The 19056-nt window shown below is 63.5% G+C and carries 19 protein-coding genes; 8 read left to right on the plus strand and 11 right to left on the minus strand.

All coding sequences use genetic code 11. From position 1 onward, the window contains the following. Positions 1-16: 16 nt before the first annotated feature. The gene (locus K3756_RS15070) at positions 17-562 is read right to left on the minus strand and encodes a gluconokinase (protein WP_259988802.1); all 546 of its coding nucleotides are present in this window, start codon (positions 560-562) and stop codon (positions 17-19) included. Between the two features lie 113 nt (positions 563-675). Here K3756_RS15070 and K3756_RS15075 point away from each other — a divergent pair, with 113 nt between their 5' ends. Beyond that, a complete protein-coding gene (locus tag K3756_RS15075; RefSeq protein WP_259988803.1) occupies positions 676-1686 on the plus strand; it encodes a LacI family DNA-binding transcriptional regulator in 1011 nt (336 codons plus the stop codon). Between the two features lie 45 nt (positions 1687-1731). Here the strand turns inward: K3756_RS15075 and K3756_RS15080 are convergent, their stop codons facing one another. The 3 genes from K3756_RS15080 to K3756_RS15090 all read right to left on the minus strand — a co-directional run bounded on the left by K3756_RS15080 (position 1732) and on the right by K3756_RS15090 (position 4867). Beyond that, positions 1732-2118 carry a hypothetical protein gene (locus K3756_RS15080; protein WP_259988804.1) on the minus strand — a complete coding sequence of 129 codons (387 nt, stop codon included), beginning with the start codon at positions 2116-2118 and terminating at the stop codon, positions 1732-1734. Positions 2119-2207: 89 nt separating this feature from the next. Then, the gene (locus tag K3756_RS15085) at positions 2208-3635 is read right to left on the minus strand and encodes a UdgX family uracil-DNA binding protein (protein ID WP_259988806.1); all 1428 of its coding nucleotides are present in this window, start codon (positions 3633-3635) and stop codon (positions 2208-2210) included. After that, entirely contained in the window at positions 3632-4867 is a 1236-nt protein-coding gene (locus K3756_RS15090; RefSeq protein WP_259988808.1) for a putative DNA modification/repair radical SAM protein, read from the minus strand. Before K3756_RS15090 ends, K3756_RS15085 begins: the two co-directional genes overlap by 4 nt. Positions 4868-4979: 112 nt before the next feature. On the opposite strand from K3756_RS15090, the gene K3756_RS15095 reads away from it, so the two are divergent. The 3 genes from K3756_RS15095 (at position 4980) to K3756_RS15105 (ending at position 7360) form a co-directional block, all read left to right on the plus strand. Next, a complete protein-coding gene (locus K3756_RS15095; protein WP_259988810.1) occupies positions 4980-5438 on the plus strand; it encodes a CreA family protein in 459 nt (152 codons plus the stop codon). Positions 5439-5469: 31 nt separating this feature from the next. Next, a complete protein-coding gene (locus K3756_RS15100) occupies positions 5470-6117 on the plus strand; it encodes an HAD-IA family hydrolase (RefSeq protein WP_259988811.1) in 648 nt (215 codons plus the stop codon). 100 nt (positions 6118-6217) lie between these two features. Then, positions 6218-7360: a lytic murein transglycosylase gene (locus K3756_RS15105; protein ID WP_259988813.1), complete on the plus strand. Its 1143-nt coding sequence runs from the start codon at positions 6218-6220 to the stop codon at positions 7358-7360. A 35-nt stretch (positions 7361-7395) separates the two neighbouring features. On the opposite strand, the gene K3756_RS15110 is transcribed toward K3756_RS15105, so the two are convergent. From K3756_RS15110 to K3756_RS15140, 7 genes are all read right to left on the minus strand, one after another. Continuing rightward, positions 7396-8658 (minus strand): aminotransferase class V-fold PLP-dependent enzyme, encoded by a 1263-nt coding sequence (locus tag K3756_RS15110; protein WP_259988815.1) that lies wholly within the window; start codon positions 8656-8658, stop codon positions 7396-7398. 166 nt (positions 8659-8824) lie between these two features. Then, the gene (locus tag K3756_RS15115) at positions 8825-10507 is read right to left on the minus strand and encodes an amidase (protein ID WP_259988818.1); all 1683 of its coding nucleotides are present in this window, start codon (positions 10505-10507) and stop codon (positions 8825-8827) included. Further along, a complete protein-coding gene (locus K3756_RS15120; protein ID WP_259988820.1) occupies positions 10504-11535 on the minus strand; it encodes a histone deacetylase family protein in 1032 nt (343 codons plus the stop codon). Before K3756_RS15120 ends, K3756_RS15115 begins: the two co-directional genes overlap by 4 nt. Before the next feature lie 68 nt (positions 11536-11603). Then, positions 11604-12632, minus strand: coding sequence for an extracellular solute-binding protein (locus K3756_RS15125; RefSeq protein ID WP_259988822.1), 1029 nt, complete (start codon positions 12630-12632; stop codon positions 11604-11606). A gap of 17 nt (positions 12633-12649) precedes the next feature. Continuing rightward, positions 12650-13456 (minus strand): ABC transporter permease, encoded by an 807-nt coding sequence (locus K3756_RS15130; RefSeq protein WP_259988824.1) that lies wholly within the window; start codon positions 13454-13456, stop codon positions 12650-12652. Beyond that, positions 13453-14379 (minus strand): ABC transporter permease, encoded by a 927-nt coding sequence (locus K3756_RS15135; protein WP_259988825.1) that lies wholly within the window; start codon positions 14377-14379, stop codon positions 13453-13455. Before K3756_RS15135 ends, K3756_RS15130 begins: the two co-directional genes overlap by 4 nt. Beyond that, on the minus strand, positions 14379-15470 hold the full coding sequence (locus K3756_RS15140; protein WP_259988826.1) for an ABC transporter ATP-binding protein: 1092 nt from the start codon (positions 15468-15470) through the stop codon (positions 14379-14381). Before K3756_RS15140 ends, K3756_RS15135 begins: the two co-directional genes overlap by 1 nt. A gap of 198 nt (positions 15471-15668) precedes the next feature. Here K3756_RS15140 and K3756_RS15145 point away from each other — a divergent pair, with 198 nt between their 5' ends. The 4 genes from K3756_RS15145 to K3756_RS15160 are packed head-to-tail and all read left to right on the plus strand — an operon-like array spanning position 15669 to position 19054. Beyond that, positions 15669-16946: an NAD(P)/FAD-dependent oxidoreductase gene (locus tag K3756_RS15145; protein WP_259988828.1), complete on the plus strand. Its 1278-nt coding sequence runs from the start codon at positions 15669-15671 to the stop codon at positions 16944-16946. A 22-nt stretch (positions 16947-16968) separates the two neighbouring features. After that, the gene (locus tag K3756_RS15150) at positions 16969-17385 is read left to right on the plus strand and encodes a RidA family protein (RefSeq protein ID WP_259988830.1); all 417 of its coding nucleotides are present in this window, start codon (positions 16969-16971) and stop codon (positions 17383-17385) included. After that, a complete protein-coding gene (locus K3756_RS15155) occupies positions 17382-18056 on the plus strand; it encodes a DUF1028 domain-containing protein (RefSeq protein ID WP_259988832.1) in 675 nt (224 codons plus the stop codon). Before K3756_RS15150 ends, K3756_RS15155 begins: the two co-directional genes overlap by 4 nt. A 59-nt stretch (positions 18057-18115) precedes the next feature. Further along, positions 18116-19054 (plus strand): LysR substrate-binding domain-containing protein, encoded by a 939-nt coding sequence (locus K3756_RS15160; protein ID WP_259988834.1) that lies wholly within the window; start codon positions 18116-18118, stop codon positions 19052-19054. Positions 19055-19056: the final 2 nt, after the last annotated feature.

Below are 19056 nucleotides of genomic sequence, written 5' to 3' on the forward strand. Positions count from 1 at the left end.
GAGTTTCTCCTCATTTTCAATGATCGGTTTTCGGGGCGGACAGGGGCAGACCCAGTGTCCGGATGGCGTGTTCAACGGCGGCATTCACCGCCGCCTTTGACGGGGCCACATCAATGTGCGTGGCGCCTTCGTCGGGGGTTGGCGGGTCGAGCGTTGCAATCTGGCTGTCGAGTAGAGACACCGGCATGAAGTGATCCGTGCGGTTGGTGATCCGCTGTTCCAGCAGGGCGCGATCGCCGTGCAGAAAGACGAAATGCACCCGTCCGATACGTTTGCGCAGCAAATCACGGTAGCTGCGCCGCAACGCCGAACAGGCCAGCACGACCGGCCCGTTTGCGCGCATCTTCTCCGCCTCGTCCGACAGGCGCGTCAACCACGGCATCCGCTGGCGGTCCGACAGCGGCACCCCCCGCGCCATCGCGGCACGGTTTTCGTCGGAATGGAAATCATCCGCTTCGAGATATTGCGCATCGAGGTTTTCGGCCAAGGCACGGCCCACGGACGTCTTGCCGACGCCGCATACTCCCATGATGACGAATGCCGTGTGCATTTGCGCGTCCACCTGTCCTCTCCCGTTCGCAATTTGGTAAATGATTGCGCAATCATTTGTCAAACAATCCTTTCGAAATTCTGGATACGGGCCTAAACTGCCATACGAATATGGGGAATAACGGCATGCGGAAACCAACGCTCAAGGATGTTGGTCTCGAATCAGGGGTTAGCGCAATCACGGTATCGCGGGCGTTGCGCGATCCCGAGCGGGTGTCGCCGGAGCTGCGGGCGCGGGTGAAGGCGGCGGTCGACAAGCTGGGCTATGTGCCGGATGCGGCGGCGTCGACGCTGGCGTCGAAGCGCTCATCGATCATCGGAGTTTTGGTGCCGTCCTTTTCCAACCAGGTGTTTTCGGACGTGCTCGCCGGGGCCAGTAGCGTAATCGAGAACACCCGGTTTTCCATGCAGATCGCCAACACCGGCTATAGCCCGCTGACCGAACAGGCGCTGATCCCGAAGTTCCTGACCCTGAAACCGGCGGGGCTGATCCTTGCGGGTGTCGACCAGACCGATGCGTCCCGGCAGATGCTGGACGGGGCCGATTGCCCGATTGCGCAGGTCATGGACACTACGGATGATCCGATTGACGTGATCATCGGCTTTTCAAACGCCCGTGCGGCCGCCGATGCGGTCGAGCATATGGTGGCACAGGGGTTCCGGCGCATCGCGTTTCTGGGCACCCGTATGGATCCGCGGACCCAGCAGCGTCTGGAAGGCTATAGATCGGTGATGGAGCGGCACGGTCTGTACGATCCGGCGTTGATCGTGACCACGCCGCAGAAGTCCAGTGTCGAGATCGGGCGACACCTGCTGGGCCAGTTGATGGGCGATGTGCCCGATTGCGATGCGGCCTTTTGCAACAATGACGATGTGGCGGTGGGCGTGTCGCTGGAATGCCAGCGCCGCAACATCCGGATACCGGACCAGATGGGCCTGTGCGGCTTCAACGATCTGGGCACCACGTCGCAGATGCTGCCCGCGATCACGTCGATCTATACGCCGCGGGCCGACATCGGGGCGCGCGCGGCGCAGTATGTGCTGGAGCGCAACGCGGGGGCGGAACCGCCGCAGACGCGTTCGATCGATCTGGGGTTCGAGTTGCGCATCCGCGCGTCAACCCGCAAACGCGGCTGAGGGCGCGGGCGCGTGCCCACCCGTTCTGGGTGGGGCGCTCGCCAGTTAAACCCGGCGATCGACAGGGGTGGTCGGGGCCGCCTGTGCTTCGGCCTGCGCGGGCGCGATGGCCGCGATCAGCGTTTCATTCCGGCTGCTTTGCAGAGACCATTCCGCAAAGCGGCGCATGCGGGCCTCGGCGGAATCGTCAAAGGAGGTGTCCTCCATCTGCGCGGTGACGGCCGATTGGGTCACGGGCGACCGGCTCACGGGCGCCTCGCGCGGGGCCGCTGTGTCAGTGCGCGATGCACCGGAATTGTCGCGCGGCGCGGTGGTGGTGGTTTCAGGCTCGGGGTCGGCCTTGGAGTCTTTGGATCGCTCCGGTTCGGCCGGTTTTGCCGATTGATCGGAGGGTGAGGGGCGCGTGAATGGCCCGATGGAAGAAATAAGCATGTCTGCTCCGTCAGATGAAAGCGCCCGCCACCCATCGTCGGTAACGGATAATTAACGCCTTGTCGGGTTCTGACAACGCAAGAAGTGAATTAACGGTTAACGCCGTCGACACCGGCGGCCTGCAGCGCGGCGCACATCTCGGTTGCGCGGCGCAGATCGGCGCGCAGATGCTCTTCGAGCCCGGCGGAGGGACCGGCCCGCAGGATCGCCGACGGATGGATGGTGACGAGAACCGGACGGCCATCGAGCCCTTTCTCGACGCGCCCGCGCCGCGCGGTGATGCGGCTGCCGTCGCCGGTGAGCGCTTGGGCCGCGCTGCCGCCAAGGGCGATCAGGAGCGCCGGCTGCACCGCGTCGATTTCGGCGGTCAGCCAGACGCGGCAGGCCTCGATCTCGGACGTATTGGGGTTCTGGTGAATCCGGCGCTTGCCGCGCGGCTGGAATTTGAAATGCTTGACGGCGTTGGTAACATAGGCCGCCGCGCGGTCGAAACCCGCCTCTTCGGCCAGCCGGTCAAAAAGCTGCCCCGCAGGTCCGACAAAAGGACGGCCCGACAGATCTTCGGTATCGCCGGGCTGTTCGCCCACCACCATGATCATCGCGTCTTGCGGCCCTTCGCCCCCGACGGCCTGCGTGGCCGCCGCCGACAGCGGACAGCGTTTACAGGCGTGGATGTCGCGGGCCGCATCACGGTCGGGCAAGCGGTCGAGAATGCGTTCGGCCCGCAAGGGCGGCAAGGTTGGCGCATGGGCCTGCATCTGCGCCACACGCGCTTCGGCGTTGGCGATCAGACCGGGGATCAGATCGGCCTCGGGCAGGTTTTTCCAGTATTTCTTGGGCATCTCGGACTGCATCGCCTTGATCTTGAGGCGGGCGGGATTGAAGATGTTCGCGTAGTAGGTCTTCCACAGCTCTTCGGTTTCGTCCGAGAGGTCGAGACGTTCGCTGGCAACGGCCTCGAACGACAGATCGCCCCCCTCAAAGCGCATGGTGACTTCGGGCGTGACGATGACCCAGTCCATATCGCCGAAGCGGCGTTGGAAAAAACCGCCGATCAGTTCTTCTATGCGGTGGTCCGGTTCAAACCAGCTGAGGAATTGGCGGCGGTTGGCCCCCGGTTTCGACACGTCGCGAAACCGTACGAAGGCCTTCATCTTGTGCATATCGCGGCGGATGTTCTTTGCCAGCTCCTCGAGCCGGGCGATGTCGGGATCGGCGCGATTGCTCAGCAGTGCCGCATTGCCCCTGCAGCGCAACAACACGCGGTAGAGCAGTTCATGCGCCCCCTCGGCACGGCTGGCACAGACCTGCCGCGCGAGTTGCACGAAACCCGATGGCACCGAAATGTCGCGCGGGGCGGGCAAGGCGGCGCCGTCCTGCGCGAAAAGACCGGTCTGCCCGCCCTCCATCATCCATTCGACCTGATCGGCCGGAATGTCATTGCTGGCAAGGGCGCGGGCGGCGGTGCGCCATGCCTCGAACGTCCCCAGCCGCGGCAGGTGGGGCGCGTAAATCACAGCAGGGACAGCTGTTCAGGCGGCGGCGCAAAGCGGGCGCGCAGATTGGCCGCATCCGTCAGGCCCCCGGGCGACCAGTCCCGCGCCACGATGAACGGTTTCGCCTTTTTCACAAGCGCCCCCATGCGTGTGAGGTCCCCGTAGCCCAGCGCCCCGTTGCGGCGGGCGGCCAGTATGCGGCCCACCGATTTCGTGCCGAACCCCGGCACCCGCAGCAGCATGTCGCGCCCCGCGCGGTTCACATCGACCGGAAAGGCGTGGCGGTTGGCAAGCGCCCACGCCAGTTTGGGGTCAATGTCGAGATCGAGCATACCGCCGTCGGAGGCGGCCGCGATTTCATCGGCCTGATAGCCGTAGAACCGCAGCAGCCAATCGGCCTGATAGAGCCGGTGTTCGCGTTGCAGGGGCGGTTTGATCAGCGGCAGTTTCGCCGTGCTGTCGGGGATTGGCGAGAAGGCGGAGTAGTAAACCCGCTTGAGTTTGTAGGAACTGTAGAGCCGCGTCGAGCTTTGCAGGATCGTGGCGTCATTAGCCCCGTCCGCCCCGACGATCAGCTGTGTCGACTGGCCGGCGGGGGCGAATTTCGCGGCCTTGCGGCCCGTGTGCGTGCGTTCACGGGCGGCCTGCTTGCGCAGTTGCACCTTGCCCATGGCGCGGCGGATTTCATCGGGGTTCTTTTCGGGGGCGTAGGTGTTCAGCCCGCGGTCGGTCGGCAGTTCGATGTTCATCGACAGACGGTCGGCGTAAAGACCCGCCTCCTCGATCAATTCCGGCGCGGCGTCGGGGATCGTCTTGAGGTGGATATAGCCGCGGAAGTGATGCACCTGCCGCAAAACGCGCGCGATGCGCACCATGTCGGCCATCGTATCATCGGGTGATTTGATGATGCCGGAGGACAAAAACAGCCCCTCGATATAATTGCGGCGGTAGAATTCGGTCGTCAGATGCACGACTTCCTCGACAGAGAAGCGCGCGCGCGGCACCTGAGACGACACGCGGTTGATGCAGTAGGCGCAATCGTAGATGCAGAAATTCGTCATCAGGATCTTGAGCAGGCTGATGCAGCGCCCGTCGGGCGCGTAGGCGTGGCAGATGCCAGAGCCTTCGGTGCTGCCCAGCCCCTTGCCGTCGGCAGAGCTGCGCCGTGTGGTGCCGGACGACGCGCAGGACGCGTCGTATTTTGCTGCATCGCTCAACAGGGCGAGCTTTTCCTTGAGATCCATCTTTGCCATGGATGTTCTTATAATGTTCTTAACGGGATTCGCGCAAGCGGTTGACCCCTGCGACATATTTTCCTTTTCCGGCGGAACCCCGAAGGCACGCGCGGCGTTTAGCGGTATGACAATGATCCCTCTCCGCACGCTGTGCGGCCTTTTCGCCTTTTCCGCCCTTTCTGCCCAAGCCGATGTCGTTGGCAACGTCGACGTCGACTGGTTGGGCAATGACATCATCATCGAGGCGCTGGAAGATCCCGAAGTGCAGGGCGTTACCTGTCACCTGACCTATTTCGAGCGCGGCATCATCGACCGTCTGCAAAAGGGCAACTGGTTCGAGGATCCGTCCAATTCCGCGATTTCGTGCCGCCAGACCGGCCCGATCACGGTGGGTGACATCGACCGGGGCCGCGAGGGCGAGGATGTATTTCGCGAGCGCCGCTCCATCGTATTCAAGACAATCCGCGTAAAGCGTATCTTTGACGCGGATAACAACACGCTGATTTACGTCAGCCACGCACGCGATGTGCAGAACGGGTCGGCCAAAATGGCGATTTCGACCGTCCCGCTTTACCAGCAGGGGCAGTGATTGCCCCCTTCTCATGACGTCAGGATATGACATGAAAGCTATTTTCTTCGGCTCTTTGAGCGTTTTGGCAGACACATCGGAAATGCAGCGCGAGGCGTTCAACGATGCGTTCAAGGATGCCGATCTGGATTGGTCCTGGGACGCCGAGATGTACCGTGATCTGCTGGAGAAATCCGGCGGGCGGGCGCGGATCACGGAGTATGCGCGCACCAAGGGCGTGCGGGTCGATTCTGCGGCACTGCACGCGCGCAAGTCGGAGCTGTTCCAGAAACGTCTGCGTCAGGGCGGGATCGAAGTGCGGCCGCTGACGCGGGAGCTGATGGCCTATGCCCGCGTCGAAAACCTGCAGACCGCGTTTGTGTCCACCACATCCAAGGCAAATATCGACGCCTTGTTCGAGGGGCTGGGCGGGCGCGAGGCGCTGGGGCTTTCGCTGGTCACGTCGGGTGACGATGCGGTGGCCAGCAAGCCCAATCCCGAGATCTACAAACTGGCGCTGGGGCGGCTGGACCTGATGGCGGCCGATGTGATCGCGGTGGAGGATAATGTCGAGGGCGTGCAGGCGGCCGAGAACGCGGCAATCCGTTGTCTGGCGTACCCCAATGCAAATACGCAGCACAATGATTTCGGCGACACGCCGATGGCCGAGGACTGGTTGCGCCGCCGCGCGGCGGCCTGACGTCGGCAAGTGCACGCTTCCGTCGCCCGACGCACCCATTGCACCACGCGCACGATCCGATAGCATGGTGACAATCAACAAAATGACGGGCGGCAGCAGCATGACACTCAGCAGACGGAATTTCACATTATTCGGCCTTGGCACGGTGGCGCTTGCCGCCTGCGGGGCCGCGCCGGTCACGCGGTCTGCGGGTGGGGGCGGTTTGCCGGCCGATCTGCGCCCGACCCCCAACGCGGCCTATGATGCGTGGGTTGCGGGGTTTCGTGCCCGTGCCCCGCGACAGGGCATATCCGACAGCACATTGGCGGCGGCGTTTCGCGGGACGGGGTATTTGCCCGGCTGCGTCAAACGCGACCGTAACCAGACCGAGTTCAAGCGCAGTCTGGAGGATTACCTCTCGATCGCGGCGTCGGACGAGCGGGTGTCGAAGGGCCGCGCGGCCTTTGCCCGCAACGCAAACACGCTGCGCACGCTGGAGGGCCAATACGGTGTCGATGCCAACATCATCTGCGCGATCTGGGGGTTGGAGAGCTTTTTCGGGGAAAGGCGCGGCGATGTGCCGGTGATTTCGGCGACATCGACGCTGGCCTTTGACGGACGGCGCGGTGCGTTCTTCGAAAAGCAGCTGGTGGCGGCGCTGAAGATCCTGCAGAACGGCGATATCACACCGGCGCGCATGACCGGCAGCTGGGCAGGCGCGATGGGCCACACGCAGTTCATCCCCACATCCTATCAGGCGTTTGCGGTAGATTTCACCGGTGACGGCCGGCGCGACATCTGGTCCGAAGACCCCACGGATGCGCTGGCCTCGACGGCGGCGTACCTGCAGCGCAACGGCTGGCAGCGCGGCGTGCGGTGGGGTGCGGAGGTTGGCAGTGGCGCAGCGCAGGGCCGCATCATCCAGCCGCAGGCAGGCGGGCCGCGCTTTGCCGTGACGCGCAATTTCAACGTGATCAAACGCTACAACAACTCGGACGCCTATGCGATCGGGGTGGGCCATCTGGCCGATCGCATTGCGGGCGGTGGACCGCTGCGCACGCCCTTCCCGCCGGACGAGAACGGGTTGACCAAGGACGACCGCGTGCGGCTGCAACAACGCCTGACCGCGCGGGGCTTCGACACCGGTGGCAGCGATGGCGTGATCGGACCCAAGAGCGAGGCGGCGATCCGCGCCTACCAGACAAGCATCGGGCAACCGGCCACGGGCCGCCCCTCGCCCGCGCTGCTGCGCACGCTTGGATAGCACATAGACCGTCCGCGCGCCGCGTGTGCGGACGGTTATACCGCGTCGGTGATTTCGCGCATGGCGTGCAGGAACTGTGCCACTTCAGCTTCGGTGTTGTAGTGGCACATCGAGACACGGATTGCGTTTTGCAGGCCCAGCGGATCGAGGATGTTTCCCGAATAGTGATCGGCCTTGCGGGTATGGGTGCGGATGCCCCTTTCGCGCAGTTGTGTCACCACATCGGGCGCTTGCATGCACGCAACGGCGATGGTTACCAGACCTTCGCGCCGCGGGTTGTCGACGCCGCCGATGATCGTGATCCCCGGCAGATCCGCGAGCCCCGTCTGATTTCCGACCCCGTGGATCATGGCATCTGTCAGGGTTTTTTCGTGGGCATGGATCGCCTCTCCTGCGGCCACGATGCGGGCGCGCCTGTCGGAGGCCGCGGAGACCTCTCCGCCGAGCCAGTCGAAATAATCCACCACGTCCGAAAACGTCACGTAGGCGCCCGTGTCGCGGGTGCCGAATTCCCACGGATCGCCGGGTGCGTCGATGAGGTGTTCGTGGCTGAGCGCATCGAGCCGTTCGGAAACCCACGCCACCCCGTAGCCGTGGCGCGAGAAGACCTTGTAGGGCGAGACCACATAGCCATCCACGTCGTAGCTGGCGATATCGAGCCTGCCGTGTGCCGCGTGCTGGATGCCATCCACGATGATGATGCATTCGGGGGCGGTTTTGCGGATGGCGGCGGCAATCCCGGCGACATCGACGCCCATGCCCGTCACCGGCGACGTGTGCAGGATGGTGGCAACGCGCGTGTCGGGCGTGATGTCGGCGGCGTATTGCGCGGGATCGACCGAACCTGTCGTGTTGTCGTGGGTCACCAGAACATGCGCTTTGCCCGCGATCTGCGCCCAATGCTGTGCCGCGCTTCGGGTGGCGGGGTGCTCGAGGGTGCTGCCCAGAACCTGCCCATCGCCGGTGCCGACAATTGCCGTGCGGATCAGGCGGAACAAAAGCTCGGTCCCGCTTTCGCCGACGAAAAACTGGCCCTGGGGGGCGTTGAAGAACACCGCCATATCCGCCTTGGCCTTGGCGATCAGCGCAACAAGGGCGTGGGATGCCGGATTGTCACGCCCTTGATTGTCGGGGATCGCCGCGAATTTCGCGGACGTGTCGACCACGGATTTCAGGGTCAGCGCCCCACCCGCGTTTTCGAAAAACACGCGCGGGCCCTCAAAGGGGCACGTGTCGACATGCGCAAAGCGGTCGCGGATGTCGGTCAGAAGTGCTTCGGTGATGTTCGGTGTGTCCATTGTCGGTCTTTCCGCAGATATTTGGGTGCTGTGCCTGTGGCGGTCCGTTTTTATAGGACGCAGAATTGCTTTGGTCCATGAAGGACGGCTTGATGTGCCGCGCGCAGATCAGCACTGTCGGTGGCCCCGGTTTGGCCGGTGCCGGTGATCGGGGGGATTTCGGGCCTCATGACGTGCTGTCGGGTGCGGTGCGGTAGGGGCCTGTGGCCTCAAAGGCGCAGGCCAGCGCGAGCAGGGACGTGTCGTCATAGGCGCGGCCCGCGAAGGTCAGACCGACGGGCATGCCGGTGTCGTCCATCGTGCCCATTGGCACGGTGACGGTGGGGATGCCAAGGTGCCGGATCGCGAGGTTGCCATTGGCGACCCAGACGCCGTTGCGCCACGCCAGATCGGCGGAGGCCGGATCGGTGTCGGCATCCGATGGGCCCACATCCGCCACCGCCGGAAAGATCACCGCATCGAGGCCAAGCGCATCCATCCAGTCCTCCAGATCGATGCGGCGGGTTTCCTCCAGCCCGCGCAGGCCCTCTGCGAGGGTCGGTATGTCCGTGAAGCTTTGGCGCGGGTGCGCACGCGCGTGAGCGGGGTAATCGGCGATATCGTCATCGAAACCTGTATATCTGTCGGGCAGGCTGCCGGGGGGCGGCGGAAAGATTTTGGAGCCGTCCACATCGGCGAGGCGCGACAGGTCGGGATCGTTGTTGGCCCTGAGAAAATCATCCCAGGCCCAGACCGAAAGGTCCGTGATTTCGTGGTGCAGGTAGGCGGCGGGAAGGATACCGCGGGTGCCGATCTTGGGTGCGTCGGGCCGGTCGCCTTCGTAGTTCGAGACGGCGGGAAAATCGACGGTGACGACGGTAGCCCCCGCATTTTCGAGCGCCCGTTTTGCGGCGCTCCACAGGGTGATGACCGACGCGCGGGTTTCGATTTTCTGCCCCGTGGGGCCGCCGATGCCCGGATCGGGGCCTGTACCGGCGTGGGTGTCGCGGTTGATGTACATCGCGGGGATGCCGAAGCGTTTGCCCGACAGGGACGCCCCCGCAAGCGCCGTGTAGCGGACCGGACGCACCTGCGTGGCGGCGGGCAGCGACACCCAAGGCTGCGCGCGCCAGAAATCACCCCGCGTTTCGGGATCGTCGGTCACCAGAACGTCGAGCACTTCGAGCATGTCGGCCATGCTGCGCGTGTGGGGCACGACAACATCCATCGTCGGCACAAGAGGCCAGTTTCCCCGCACCGAAATGATGCCGCGGCTGGGGGTATAGGCGCACAGCGCGTTGTTGGAGGCCGGTGCGCGGCCGCTGGACCAGGTTTCTTCGCCCAGACCGAAGGCCGCGAAGCTCGCGGCGGTTGCGGTCCCCGATCCGTTGGAGGAGCCCGAGGCGAAGGCCGCGGTGAGATAGGCGGCATTGTAGGGCGACAGGGCCCGTCCGTAGAGGCCGCGCTGCATGCCACCGTTGGCCATGGGCGGCATATTGGTGAGACCCAGAAGTATGGCACCAGCCGCGCGCAGGCGGGCGATTGCGAAGGCGTCGTCGGTCGCGACAAGATCGGCAAAGGCGGGCGAGCCTGCGGCGACGGTCAGGCCTTTGACCTTGAAGCTGTTCTTGGCGGTGTAGGGGATGCCATCGAGCGGACCGCGTGTTTGGCCCGCTTTGCGCCTCGCATCGGAAGCTGCGGCCTCGGCGCGCGCGGCGGGATCAAGCACCGGCACCGCATTCAGGCAAGGGCCGTTGCGGTCGTATGCCGCGATCCGGTCGAGATAGGTTTCCACCAGACCGAGGGATGTCGCGGCACCGCTTTCCAGCGCATCGCGCAAATCCGCGATGGACGCCTCGACGACGTTCAACTGGCGCCCTCGAACCCTTGCAGGACGTTGACGGTGTTGACGCCGATCTCGGCGATGTCATAGCCGCCTTCCATCACGAATAGCGTCGGCAGGCCCAGCGCCGCGATGTCCGCGCCGTAGGTGGCAAAATCATCCGATGCCAGTTTGAAAAAGCTGATCGGATCGGTTTCGAACGTGTCGACACCCAGCGAAATGATGAGCTTGTCCGGCGCGAATTCGGCAATGCGCGACAGGCCATCCGCAAGTGCGGCGCGCCATGTGCCGAAATCCGTGCCGGGGGGCATCGGATAGTTCACGGTATAGCCCTGCCCCGCGCCGCTGCCGCGTTCGTCTGCGTGGCCCAGAAAATGCGGGAAGGCGTGCATCGGATCCCCGTGCAGCGAGACAAACAGCACGTCGTCGCGGGCATCGAATATGTCTTGCGTGCCGTTGCCGTGGTGGAAATCAACGTCGAGAATGGCGACACGTTCGGCGCCCGTGTCGCGCAGATGCTGCGCAGCGACCGCGGCGTTGTTCACAAAGCAGTAGCCGCCGTACATATCGATTGCGGCATGGTGACCGGGCGGGCGGCAGAGCGAAAACACCGCGCGCGCCCCGTCATTGAGCCGCTGCGCCCCCGTCAGCGCCACTTGCGCGGCGGCGTATGCGGCCTCCCATGTACCGCCCGATATCGTGGTTTCGCAGGCCAGCGCATAGTATCCCAGCCGCCCTTCGACATGGGTGGGGATGCGCCGCGACATGCGCCGCGCGGGCCAGACCATGGGCATGGCTTCGCCCTTGAAGCCCTCGGCCTGCCAGTCGTCCCACGCGGTTTGCAGAAATGCGATGAAGGCGGGATCGTGGATGGCCAGTATCGGGTCCATGCCGAAATCGTCAGGGGCGCTGACGGGGCCGAGGTTTACCGCGCGCACGCGGTCGATGATGTCGTCGGCGCGGGAGGGACGTTCGAACGGCTCGACAAGCTCACCGCCGTAAAGCTCGGTTTTCGAGTTCCGCAGTTTGTGCCGTTCGGTGAAGATCGTTTCCACGGGGGTCCCCTTTCAAAGTGCGACGGCGGCCCCCGTTCAGGAGCCGCCGCAAGTTTGCCAGCGGTGGCCTAGTTCTTCAGATTGGTCCAGATCTGGTCATAGACGGCCTGTGTCTGCTCATCACACACCGCGATAAAGGCCCCCGCGCCCGCGGTTTCAGGCGGGTTGGATTCAGGCAGTGTTGCCAGCGCGGGGTCGAGGAATTCGGCGGCCCCGTCCACCCCCAGACCGTAGCGGGCATAGTTGGACACGGCCGCGATGTTTTCCGGCTCCAGCAGGAAATCCATGAAGGCGATTGCGCTGTCGCGGTTCGGCGCATCCTTCAACAGCACCACGTTGTCCATCCAGACGACATAGCCCTGCGTCGGGAAGGCGTAGGTGATGCTGGCGCGGTCTGCGCGGGCCTTGGCGCTGAAGCCGTCGTAGATCATGCCGGCGGACACGTCGCCGGAGACCAGCACCTCGCGGGCGGTGTCGGAGTTGAAGGACGCCCAGTGCGTCTTGGCCTCTTGCAGCATGTCGTTGAGCGCGCTCAGCCTTTCGCGGTCGGTGTCGCATTGCGGAAAGCCCATGTGCAGCGAGGCCAGCGCCATGACTTCGCCCTGACTGTCGAGCATGTTGATCTTGCCCGACAGTTCCGCGGGCGGGTTGAACAGGATGTCGGTGGTGTTGATTTCGCCATCGTAGTCATCGGTGTTCACCGAAAACGAGGTCGAGCCCCACTGGTACGGAATGGAGTGTTTGCGACCGGGATCGAACGCGGGGTCGGCCCAGGCGTCCGAGATGTTGCCCTTGTTGGACAGCTCTCCGTCGGCGATCGTGTCCAGCAGGCCTTCGTTCGCCATGATCTGGACCATGTAGTCGCCCGGCACGGCCACGTCATAGGTGCCCATGCCGCCCGCCTTCAGGGACGCCAGCATCGCCTCGTTGGAATCGTATGTGTCCATCGTCACGGTGATGCCGGTTTCGGCGGTGAATTTTTCGAGCAATTCGGCGGGCATGTATTCGAACCAGTGATAGATCACGAGTTCGCCCTCGGCCAGTGCCGAGGTCGCCAGCATGCCAAGCGCCATCGCGGATGTTGTCAGTGTCTTCATTTGGTAGCTCCCTATCGTTATTTGGTATTGTCCGACTTCGCGACGAAGTAGGAGATCGTCACCATCACGATCGAGAGGCCAAGAAGCATCGTAGAGATCGCCATGATGTTGGGCTTGAGCCCTTGTTTCACCGACCCGAAAATCGCCGTCGGTAGGGTTTCGACACCCGCGCCCTTCACGAAATTGGTGATGATGAAATCGTCGAGGCTGACGATGAACGCCAGCAGGAAGCCCGAAATGATGCCGGGCATCATCAAGGGCAGGAGGATGCGCCGGAACGCCTGTGCCTTGGTGGCGTAGAGGTCCATCGCGGCGTGCTCGAAAGTGTCCTCGATCCCCTGCATCCGCGCCTGTATCGGCAGGTAGGCAAAGGGGATGCAAAAGGCGACATGCGCCACGAGGATCGTCAGGTAGCCGCGGGTGAAGCCGATGGAATTGAAAAAGATCAGCGTGGCCACGGCCAGCACGATTTCGGGCACCATGATCGGCAGGGTGATCAGCCCCAGCGACAGCGTTCGGGAGCGGAATTTGCCCCCCCGCACGATGGCGGTTGCCGCGGCGGTGGCGATGGCGGTTGCCAGCGTTGCGGCAATCAGCGCGATCGAGAAGGAGTTGAGCGCGGCCCGCTGGAACTTCGCGCTTTCTGGCCCGACGAAAACGTCGATGTACCACCGCAGCGACAGGCCTTCCCATACCGTGATCGAGCTTGATGCGTTGAACGAATAGACCGTCACCACCACGAGGGGGGCATAGAGAATGGTCAGGCACACAAGTGTGAGGAAACGAAAACCGGTGTAGGTTTTGACGTCTGTGTTCGCGCTCATGTCGGGGCCCCTGCGCGGCGCTGCTGGCGTGCGAAAACCAGCAAGAGCAGCATCACCAGCGTGAGAAGGATCATCGATGCCGCCGCCCCGAACGGCCAGTTTCCGGCGTTGCCCTTGAATTGCTCTTCGATGAGCGAGCCGATCATGAAGTTCTTTGCGCCCCCCAGCAGATCGGGGGCAAGAAACGCACCGAGGCTTGGCACGAAAACAAGGATGCAGCCCGCGATCACACCGGGTTTGACCGCCGGCAGGACAATGCGGCGCAGCGTCGTCCACTTGGTGGCGTAAAGGTCAGCGGCGGCTTCGGACATGTTGAAATTGTACCGCTCGACCGAGGCGTAGATCGGCAGCACCATGAACGGCAGGTAGCTGTAGAACAGGCCAAGCTGCACGGCGAGGTTGGTATTGATGATCTGCAAGGGTTCGCCGATCAGCCCGATGCCGACGAGGAAATCGTTCATCGGCCCTTCGTCGCGCAGCAGGAACTTCATCGATACGGTGCGGATCAGCAGGTTGACCCAATAGGGGATCGTGATCAGGAACACCCATAGCGCGCGGGTGCTGGCGGGACGCGTCGCGATGTAATAGGCGGTCGGGAACCCGATGATCAGCGACAGGATCGTGGCCAGCCCCGCCTGCCAGATCGACCGCCAGAAGATGGTGATGTAGGTCCATTGCAGGGTGGGTTCGCCATCACCGAACAGGCCCCGATCAAAGAAGAACTGGTCATAGGCCGCGAGCGTGGGATCCCAGATCACCCCGCCGCGGAACTCCTTTGTCAGAAACGAATAGATCGCCATCACGCAGACGGGTGCCAGCACGAAAACGACAAGCACCAGCCACGATGGCATCAAGAGCCAGTGACGCGCCCCTGCGTAGGTGTCGGAGGCAGCACTGCCGCCGGACGCCGCACCGCCCGCCATCAGTCGACCAACAGGCGTGCGGCACCTGCTTCCATGTTCACGAAGGCAGCGCTCCCCGGAGCGATGATGCGCCGGTTGCCGCGTTCGGTGTTGGAGGTGCGCACGGTGATCTTTGGGCCGCCGTCGAGATCCATCAGCGTGGTGATGTCGGTGCCGATGTAGATGTTTTCGCGCACCACACCGCGCAGGCTTTCGGCGTGTCTGGCCTCTTCCGACAGCACCAGCCGTTCGGGCCGGACGGACAGGTGCACCTGCGCGCCGACGCTGACCCCGTCCACGGCTTCGCAGGTCAGCGCGTGGCCTCCGCCGATGTGGCATTGAGCGCGGCCCGCGTCGATCTTGTCTACCGAGACTTCGAGCAGGTTCGTATCGCCGATGAAATCGGCCACGAACATGTTGCGGGGCTGTTCATAGATATCCCGCGGCGCCCCGAGTTGTTGCAATCTGCCCGCGGACATGACCGCGATTCGATCCGACATGGTCAGCGCTTCTTCCTGATCATGGGTGACAAAGATGAAGGTGATGCCGGTTTCGCGCTGGATGTGTTTCAGTTCGATCTGCATCGCCTTGCGCAGCTTCAGGTCGAGCGCCGAAAGTGGTTCATCCAGCAGCAGGACCTTGGGCGACGGGGCCAGAGCACGCGCGAGCGCAACGCGTTGTTGCTGCCCTCCGGAGAGTTGCGCGGGCTTGCGTTTGGCGAATTGCGACAGCTGCACCAGCTCGAGCATTTCACCCGCCCGCCGTGCCGCTTCGGCGCGCGATGCGCCCTTCATTTCAAGCCCGAAGCCCACATTTTCGAGCACCGTCATATGCGGAAACAGCGCGTAGTTCTGAAAGACGGTGTTCACGGGACGTTTGTGCGGCGGAAGCGTCTTTATCTCGTCGCCGAAAAGGTAGATGCCGCCTTCGGTCACATCCTCGAACCCCGCGATCATGCGCAGCAGCGTTGTCTTGCCGCAGCCCGATGGCCCCAGAAGGGTGAAGAATTCGTTGTCCCGAATGCCGAGGGAGATTTGCTCCAGCGCGGTAAAGTCGCCATAGCGTTTCACGGCATCGCGCACATCGACAGCAATCTGAGCGTTCTTGACCATCAATGCCCCCTGTTCGCAGGAATGGTAACGGGGCGTTCCGGAATTTGTCACCTCAAAAATAGCGAAGCGTGGCTTAGGAACAGCCTTGGGTAAAGCGCGGCACCTTAGCTCTGGCCTAAGCAACGCTAATGCAGATCATTCTTTTCGGCGCCTGTTCTTTGGGCAATTCTGCGCATGTCTGTCGGGGAGGGCCATTCGATGTCAGTGGAAAAAATCGACACACTTGTCGTTGGTGCGGGACAGGCAGGCATCGCGCTGAGCGAGCATCTTGCCCATCAGGGTGTCCCGTTTGTGGTGCTCGAGAAGAGCCGTATCGCCGAGGCGTGGCGCACGTCGCGGTGGGACGGATTGGTCACTAACGGCCCAGTCTGGCACGACCGGTTTCCCAACCTCGAATTCCGCGGTAACGCGCCGGACGAATTTGTCGGCAAGGATCGTGTGGCCGCGTATATCGAGGAATACGCCCGCATGGTGGATGCCCCCGTCCGGACGGGGGTGGAGGTGTTGCAGGCGGTTCCCCTGAAAGGCCGCGCGGGGTTTCGGGTGGACACATCCGAAGGTGTGATAGAGGCCACGCGGATTGTCGCGGCCACCGGCGCGTTCCAGCATCCGGTCATCCCGCCGATCGTGCCGCAGGACGCAGGCGTGACACAGATACATTCGGCCGCTTACCGCAATCCCGATCAGTTGGCCGAAGGGGCGGTGATGGTCGTGGGGGCGGGATCGTCCGGGGCGCAGATTGCCGATGAGCTGAACCGCGCGGGGCGCAGGGTTTTCCTGTCTGTCGGTCCGCATGACCGCCCGCCCCGCCGCTACCGCGGGCGCGATTTTGTCTGGTGGCTGGGCGTGCTTGGCCTGTGGGACATGGCCGCGCAGGCGCCCGGAACCGAGCATGTGACCATTTCGGTCAGCGGCGCTTACGGCGGGCGCACGATGGATTTCCGGCGGCTCGCAAGCGAGGGCGTGACCCTGCTGGGCCGGACCGAAGGCTTTGATGATGGTGTGCTGTCCTTCGCCGATGACGCGCGCAAGAATGTCGATGCGGGGGATGCCAATTACGCCCAGATGCTGGATGCGGCCGATGCCTATGCGCAGGCGATGGGGCTCGATCTGCCGCCCGATCCGGACGCCCGCGCAACTTGGCCCGACCCTGCGTGCCTGACAGACCCGATCCGGGCGCTGGACCTTGCGGCAGAAGGGATCACGACGATCATCTGGGCGACCGGATACAAGCAGGATTTCAGCTGGCTCAAGGTCGATGCATTCGACGACAATGGCGCGCCGATCCACCAGCGCGGGGTGTCGCGGGAACCGGGCCTCTATTTTCTGGGGCTGCCGTGGCAGTCGCGCCGCGGCTCGACCTTCCTGTGGGGCGTTTGGCATGATGCGAAATTTGTCGCGGACCAGATTGCCATCCAGCGCGCCTATGCCGACTATGACGGTGAAGCGGCTGTCGTTCCGACCGCCGCAGAGTGATCTTTTCCAGAACGGAGCCCGCATGGCACATACCCGCATCCGCAAATTCAATACGGGCGACACCTACCCCGAGCAAAACCTCGACAACGATCTGTGCCAGGCAGTCGTCACGCAGGGTGGAAAGACCGTCTGGTTGCGCGGCCAATGCCCTCAGAACCTTGAGGATGCGCAAAATATCGACAGCCACGACCCCGTGGCGCAAACCCACAAGGTGATGCAGAACATCCGGCAGTTGATCGAGGAGGCGGGCGGTTCGATGGAGCACCTTGTCAAGGTGGTCGTCTATATCACCGACGTGCGCCACCGCGAGGCGGTCTATCGCACGATGGGCCAGTACATCAAAGGCGTTCATCCTGTGTCGACAGGGCTGGTTGTGCAGGCGCTGGCCCGACCGGAGTGGCTGGTCGAGATCGACGGCACCGCGGTGATCCCGGAATGACATTTTCGCTGGTTGCCCGTTGTGCCGAGACCGGGATGTTCGGATTGGCGATTTCATCGTCCTCGCCCGCCGTGGCAGCGCGCTGTGCCTATGCCCGCGCGGGCGTCGGTGCGGTGGCATCACAGAACGTGACGGACCCGACCCTCGGCCCCTTGGCGCTTGATCTGATGCAGGGAGGCATGGGCGCGGGCGAGGCCATCGCGGGTGTGCGTAATCTGGGCAAGTTCATCGCGTACCGGCAGGTTCTGGCGGTCGACAAGACAGGGGCCACGGCGATCCATTCGGGGCCGAATTCGCTGGGCATCTGGACGCAGGCGCAGGGGCCCGATGTCGCGTCGGGGGGCAATATGCTGGCCAACGCGCGCGTTCCGCAGGCCGTCGTGGACGGATTTCTGGAGAGTGACGGCCACCTTGGCGACCGTTTGATCGCGGCGATGCGTGCCGGTCTGGCTGCGGGTGGCGAAGCGGGGCCGCTGCATTCGGCGGGCCTGCTGATGGTCGACAAGGTCGCCTGGCCGGTCGCCGACCTGCGTTGCGACTGGACCGAAGACTGCCCGATCGAGAACATCGCGACGGCCTGGGAAATCTATAAACCGCAACTGGATGCCTATGTGCAACGCGCCCTCGACCCACGCGAGGCTCCTTCCTACGGTGTTCCGGGGGACGAATAGAGCGCCCGCGCCGCAAAATCGGCGTGGATCAAATCGGATGCTTCACCCATAGTCGGCACATGCCTACGCGTTTCACCCTCAGACAGCTTGAATATTTCGTCACCGTTGGCGAGCAGGGATCGATCGCGCAGGCGAGTGCGCAGCTCAATGTCTCCTCGCCGTCCATTTCAGCCGCCATTTCCCAGCTCGAAGTCGAATTCGGCCTGTCGCTGTTTGTTAGAAAACATGCCCATGGTCTGAACCTGACGCAGGCGGGTCGGCAGTTCATGGGGCAGGCCCGCAAGGTTCTGGCCGAGGCGGACAATCTCAACCGGCTGGCCGGGTCGATTTCGGGAAACGTACGCGGCCCGCTGAGCATCGGGGGGTTGTTGACGTTTGCGCAGGTACTGCTGCCCGCGCTGCGCCGCGGGTTCCAGCAGAAACATGTGGATGTGCAGGTGTCGCAAATCGAATGCGATCAACAGACGCTGATCGAGAAACTGCGCCGTGCCGATATCGACTTGGCCCTGACCTACGATCTGGAAGTGCCGCCCGATCTGGAGTTTATCCCGCTTCGGTCCCTGCCGCTTTATGCCGTTGTCGCCGCGGATCATCCGCTGGCGAAGCGCAAATCGGTCACTGTGACGACGCTGGCCGACTACCCCATGGTCCTGCTCGATCTGCCGATCAGCCGGGACTATTTCCTCAGCGCCTTTGAGCAGGCGGGCGTCGCGCCCAATATCGTCGAACGAACGCGGGATCTGGCGGTGATGCGGTCGCTGGTGGCCAATGGTTTCGGGTTCTCGGTTGCCAACATCCGCCCCCATTCGGACGTGTCGCCGGACGGGCGTGCGCTGTGCTTCATTTCGCTCAAGGGGGCGCCACGGCCCCTGTGTCTGGGCGTTCTCGTCACACAGGGCGCGCGGCATATTCCGGCGGTCAATGCGTTCATCGAGCATACCTCTGACAAGACGGCGACGTGGGGATATCCGGGGTTGCCGATTACCGGCACCACTTAGCC

Origin of the sequence: Sulfitobacter sp. S190, assembly GCF_025141935.1 — a bacterium.
In the GTDB taxonomy this organism is placed as follows: Bacteria; Pseudomonadota; Alphaproteobacteria; order Rhodobacterales; family Rhodobacteraceae; genus Sulfitobacter.

Bases quoted from the DNA above. Each gene is read 5' to 3' on its own strand.
- K3756_RS15075 (WP_259988803.1), top strand. From the start codon at position 676: ATGCGGAAACCAACGCTCAAGGATGTTGGTCTCGAATCAGGGGTTAGC.
- K3756_RS15080 (WP_259988804.1), bottom strand. From the start codon at position 2,118: ATGCTTATTTCTTCCATCGGGCCATTCACGCGCCCCTCACCCTCCGAT.
- K3756_RS15090 (WP_259988808.1), bottom strand. From the start codon at position 4,867: ATGGCAAAGATGGATCTCAAGGAAAAGCTCGCCCTGTTGAGCGATGCA.
- K3756_RS15095 (WP_259988810.1), top strand. From the start codon at position 4,980: ATGATCCCTCTCCGCACGCTGTGCGGCCTTTTCGCCTTTTCCGCCCTT.
- K3756_RS15100 (WP_259988811.1), top strand. From the start codon at position 5,470: ATGAAAGCTATTTTCTTCGGCTCTTTGAGCGTTTTGGCAGACACATCG.
- K3756_RS15105 (WP_259988813.1), top strand. From the start codon at position 6,218: ATGACACTCAGCAGACGGAATTTCACATTATTCGGCCTTGGCACGGTG.
- K3756_RS15110 (WP_259988815.1), bottom strand. From the start codon at position 8,658: ATGGACACACCGAACATCACCGAAGCACTTCTGACCGACATCCGCGAC.
- K3756_RS15125 (WP_259988822.1), bottom strand. From the start codon at position 12,632: ATGAAGACACTGACAACATCCGCGATGGCGCTTGGCATGCTGGCGACC.
- K3756_RS15130 (WP_259988824.1), bottom strand. From the start codon at position 13,456: ATGAGCGCGAACACAGACGTCAAAACCTACACCGGTTTTCGTTTCCTC.
- K3756_RS15135 (WP_259988825.1), bottom strand. From the start codon at position 14,379: ATGGCGGGCGGTGCGGCGTCCGGCGGCAGTGCTGCCTCCGACACCTAC.
- K3756_RS15140 (WP_259988826.1), bottom strand. From the start codon at position 15,470: ATGGTCAAGAACGCTCAGATTGCTGTCGATGTGCGCGATGCCGTGAAA.
- K3756_RS15145 (WP_259988828.1), top strand. From the start codon at position 15,669: ATGTCAGTGGAAAAAATCGACACACTTGTCGTTGGTGCGGGACAGGCA.
- K3756_RS15150 (WP_259988830.1), top strand. From the start codon at position 16,969: ATGGCACATACCCGCATCCGCAAATTCAATACGGGCGACACCTACCCC.
- K3756_RS15155 (WP_259988832.1), top strand. From the start codon at position 17,382: ATGACATTTTCGCTGGTTGCCCGTTGTGCCGAGACCGGGATGTTCGGA.
- K3756_RS15160 (WP_259988834.1), top strand. From the start codon at position 18,116: ATGCCTACGCGTTTCACCCTCAGACAGCTTGAATATTTCGTCACCGTT.